This is a genomic window from Mycobacterium sp. TH-M15 (assembly GCF_057473705.1).
The window spans coordinates 1-4,256 of the sequence record NZ_JBYCLB010000053.1 but is presented as its reverse complement, the minus strand read 5'-3'; the positions used below and the strand labels follow the sequence as shown (position 1 = coordinate 4,256).

At 72.0% G+C, this 4,256-nt stretch carries 4 protein-coding genes; all 4 read right to left on the bottom strand.

Annotated features, from left to right (window positions below):
* On the bottom strand, nt 1-1,501 hold a 1,501-nt coding region (gene purH, locus AC2VNT_RS01360), incomplete at its 3' end, for a bifunctional phosphoribosylaminoimidazolecarboxamide formyltransferase/IMP cyclohydrolase (protein ID WP_486945151.1).
* Nucleotides 1,498-2,124, bottom strand: a complete 627-nt coding sequence (gene purN, locus AC2VNT_RS01355; RefSeq protein WP_486945150.1) for a phosphoribosylglycinamide formyltransferase — start codon at nt 2,122-2,124, stop codon at nt 1,498-1,500. The genes purH and purN, both read right to left, overlap by 4 nt.
* Before the next feature lie 154 nt (nt 2,125-2,278).
* Nucleotides 2,279-3,646 carry a cell division protein PerM gene (locus AC2VNT_RS01350; protein WP_486945149.1) on the bottom strand — a complete coding sequence of 456 codons (1,368 nt, stop codon included), beginning with the start codon at nt 3,644-3,646 and terminating at the stop codon, nt 2,279-2,281.
* 43 nt (nt 3,647-3,689) lie between these two features.
* Nucleotides 3,690-4,256, bottom strand: a 567-nt coding sequence (locus AC2VNT_RS01345; RefSeq protein ID WP_486945148.1) for a DUF5336 domain-containing protein, incomplete at its 5' end; no start/stop codon positions are given.

Here is a 4,256-nt window from a genome sequence, read left to right as displayed (position 1 = left end):
TCACCTCCTCGTCGCGCACCGAACCGCCCGGGTGCACGATCGCGGTCACCCCGGCCGCGGTCAGCGTCTGCAGTCCGTCCGGGAACGGGAAGAACGCATCGGATGCCGCGACCGCGCCGCGCACCCGCCGGCCGCCGCGCTCGACGGCCAACCGGGCCGCATCCACCCGGTTGACCTGCCCCATTCCGATGCCGACGGTGGCGCCGTCGGCGGCGATCACGATGGCGTTGGACTTCACCGCGCGGCAGATCCGCCAGGCGAACACCAGGTCGGCCAACGTCGCCGGGTCGGCGACCGCCCCGGTGGCCAGCGTCCAGTTGGCCGGGTCGTCGCCCGGCGCGGTCAGCTGGTCGCGCTGCTGGATCAGCAGCCCGCCGCTGACCTGTCGCAGCTCGGTGCCGCCACGCAGCGGCTCGGAGGCGACCAACACCCGGACGTTCTTCTTGCGCGCCAGCACGTCGAGCGCGCCGGGCGCATAGCCGGGCGCGACGATCACCTCGGTGAAGATGGTGCTGACGTACTCGGCCATCTCCACGCTGACCTCGGTGTTGGTGGCGATCACCCCGCCGTAGGCGCTGGTCGGGTCGCAGTCGTGCGCCTTGCGGTGCGCGTCGGCCACCGAGGCCCCGGAGACGGCGATCCCGCACGGGTTGGCGTGCTTGACGATCGCCACGCAGGTCTGCTCGTGGTCGAACGCGGCCCGCCAGGCCGCATCGGCGTCGGTGAAGTTGTTGTAGGACATCTCTTTACCGTGCAGCTGCTCGGCCTGCGCCAGGCCCGGCCAGGCGCCGGCATCGTTGTACAGCGCCGCCTGCTGGTGCGGGTTCTCCCCGTACCGAAGCTGCGCGGACCGTCGATAGGTGCGCCCCACCCACTCCGGCAGCGGCTGGCGCGGCTCCTCCGGCGACAGCGTCGACGTCATCCAGCCGGCGACCGCCACGTCGTACTCGGCACTATGCCGGAACGCTAACGCCGCCAGCCGTTTCCGTTCGGCCAGGGTGAACCCGCCGGCGGTCACCGCGGCCAGCACGCCGGGGTATCCGAGCGGTTCGACGACGACCGCGACACTGGGGTGGTTCTTCGCCGCCGCCCGCAGCATGGACGGGCCGCCGATGTCGATCTGCTCGACGCACTCGTCGACGGCCGCACCGGACTCCACGGTCTCGCCGAACGGGTACAGGTTGACCACCACCAGGTCGAACGGCTCGATCCCCAGTTCGGTCAGCGCCGCCCGGTGTTCCGGCTTGCGCAGGTCGGCCAGCAGCCCGGCGTGCACCCGCGGGTGCAGGGTCTTCACCCGGCCGTCGAGTATCTCCGGGAACCCGGTCAGCTCCTCCACCACCGTCACCGGGATTCCCTTTGCGGTAATCGTTTTCGCCGTGGAACCGGTGGACACGATGTTGACGCCGGCGGCGTGCAGTCCGCCAGCCAGCTCCGCCAATCCGGTCTTGTCGTAGACGCTGATCAGGGCCCTGCGTACCGGCTTCCTGTCGTCGGTCATCCTATCGTCGCCTTTCGTCCGGTCCAGGTCACGCCGCCGGTCGCCAGCGCGGCCAGCACGTCCACCAGGAGCTGCCGCTCCACCACTTTGATCCGTTCATGCAGGGTCTCCTCGGTATCGTCGGCGAGGACGGCGACCGTCTGCTGCGCCAGGATCGGTCCAGTGTCCGTGCCGGCGTCGACCAGGTGCACGGTGCAGCCGGTGACCTTAACCCCGTAGGCCAGCGCCTCGGGCACGGCGTGCGCACCGGGGAACGCCGGCAGCAGCGCCGGGTGGGTGTTTACGGTGCGCCCGAGGAATCGGGAAAGGAACCGCGAACCAAGGACTCTCATGAACCCGGCGGATACCACCAGATCCGGCCGGTGGACCGCGGTGGCCTCGGTGATGGCGGCGTCCCAGGCGTCGCGGTCCGGGTGGTCGGCAAGCGGCACGGTGAACACCGGCAGCTTGGCCGCGGTGGCGATCTCGATCGCCCGACAGTCCCGATCGCTGCCGACCGCGACCACCCGCGCCGGATAGTCGCCGGCCGCCGCCTGCAGCACCGACTCGAGCAGTGACCCGGTCCCCGATGCCAACACCACCAGCCGCGCCGGCGCGCTCGCGGGCACGCGGATCGGTTGCACGGGGACGAGCCTAGTCCGGTGACGAGGCGGGCCGGCACGGCGCGCTAAGGAACCGGACAATCCAACCGAGTCCGGTGACGAGGCGGGCCGGCACGGCGCGCTAAGGAACCGGACAATCCAACCTAGTCCGGTGACGAGGCGGGCCGGCACGGCGCTAGTCCGGTGGCGGGTCGTCGTCGGTGAACATCTGGTCTTCCGGGTCGTCGAACGGCTCGACGGGTCCGGCCGGGCCGGCGATGGGTTCGATCGGCTCGATGTCCGCCAGATCCGGCGCCTCGTCGTCCGGCTCGACCGGGTCGGCCGCAGGTTCGGGCGCGGGTTCGGTCGCGGCCTCGACCGCATCGGCTGCGACGGGCCGCCGTGGATTCACCGGGGGGCGAGCCGGCCGGCGCCGGATGCCGCCGGTCAGCACGACCGTCACCGCACCGACGGTGGCGAACCACAAGAACACTCCGGGCCCGAAGGTGGACTGGTCGACGCCGACGTCGCCGAAGTTGCCCAGCCGACCGCCGCCGGCGTAGCCGAGGAAGGCCATCGCCAGCGCCGCCAGCAGCGCCGCCGAAAGCAGTTTGGCCAGGGCCTGCGGTGCGGGCAGCGGATGTCGTGCGCACTGCTGGCCGACCGCCACTCCGGATGCCGCACCGATGATCAGCAGCGCCACCCAGGCCGGCCCCAGCGGTGGATTCGGCGCCGCCGCCAGGATCGGCAGCGCCGGCACGTCACCACCGAACACGGTGAAGGAACTGAATGCCGCAAAACCGAGGTGCGCGGTGGATCCCACCGCCATCGCCGCCGCGCCGACGACGACGTTGGGCAGGTACAGGATCGACAGCAGGGTGAGGCTCAACTGGCCGAACATCGAGTCGGTGACCCCGTAGAGCTGGTGCATCGTCGACCAGTGCAGCACCAGGGATGTGGCGGTCACCGCCGCCGACAACCCGAGCAGCGCCAGCATCCCGGCGACCGCGGCCCGCAGTGAATCCGCCAACCAGCCGGGCAGCTTCGCCGCCGCCAGCACGCGTCGGCCGATCCGCGATCCGACCCCGACCGCCGTGCCGAGCCCGTGCACCACCAGCACGCTGAGGAACGCCCGCAGCGCGTTCGGCGTCTGCAGCTCGGTGATCACCGACGCCGCGTCGTGGATGACCGCCAGCGCAATCGCGGCGATCAACAGCGGACCCGCCAGCGCCGATGTCACGATCCACCGGACCACGAACCACGATGCCTCGGCCGCGGTGACCTGCGCGGTTGTCCGGGCCGTTCCCCACACCAGCAGCAACGGCGGCAGCAACGGGAGCGCGCCCAGCTCACGGCCGCCGATCGAGACCGGGACCTGATGCACGGCGAGCCACATGCTCGCAGTGGCGCCCAGCGCCCCGGTCATGTCGCTGTTGGCGACCACCAGCTGCACCAGCGTGACGGCGGCGATGATCACCAGCGCGGTGACCGCCGGCCCGAACGCGACCCGCAGCAGGTCGCGCGCGGAGACTGCGCCCGGCTGCCGACTCTCCTCCACCCGCATCACGGTGCGTGCATGCGGCCTGACCGGGGCACCGCCCGCCCGGCTAGGGCTGGGCCGGACCCGGCGGGTCGCTCGGCGCTATCCGGGTCTCGTCGGCCCCCCCCGGTGCGGCCGGTGGCGGCGGCGGGAAGCTGGGAAACCCGGTGGGCGGGGTGGGCGGCCCGGATGGAGCCGGCTGGGCTGGTTGTGGCCCGGTGCCGGGGTGGGCCGGCGCCGACGGCACGCCGAATCCGCCGGACGGCGGCCCGCCGAACGAGCCGGGCGTCGGCGGGTAGTTGTAGGACGGGTAGCCGGGCTGCGCACCGGGTTGACCGGGGGGCAGCTGCCCCGGCTGGCCGAAGTAGCCGCCGGGCGCCCCGTAGGCGCTGTACGGGTCGAATTTCGGCCGGGGAGCCGGAGCCGTGACGACGCCGGCCTCCAGCAGCAGGGCGAAGACCGCCGCACCGGCCTGGAGCACAGCCAGCGCCAGCACCGCCCACAACGCCCAGCCGGCGGTCAGATACTCGCCCTGAGTGGATTTGAAGGCGAGCCTGATCGCCAGCAACGCACCGATCACGGCGATCACCGCGACGATCGCGGTGTAGTTCTTCATCTTCGGCAGCAGGCCGAC

What these genes read in the sequence shown, in the direction of transcription:
- AC2VNT_RS01350 (WP_486945149.1), bottom strand. Translation starts at nt 3,646, where the DNA reads ATGCGGGTGGAGGAGAGTCGGCAGCCGGGCGCAGTCTCCGCGCGCGAC.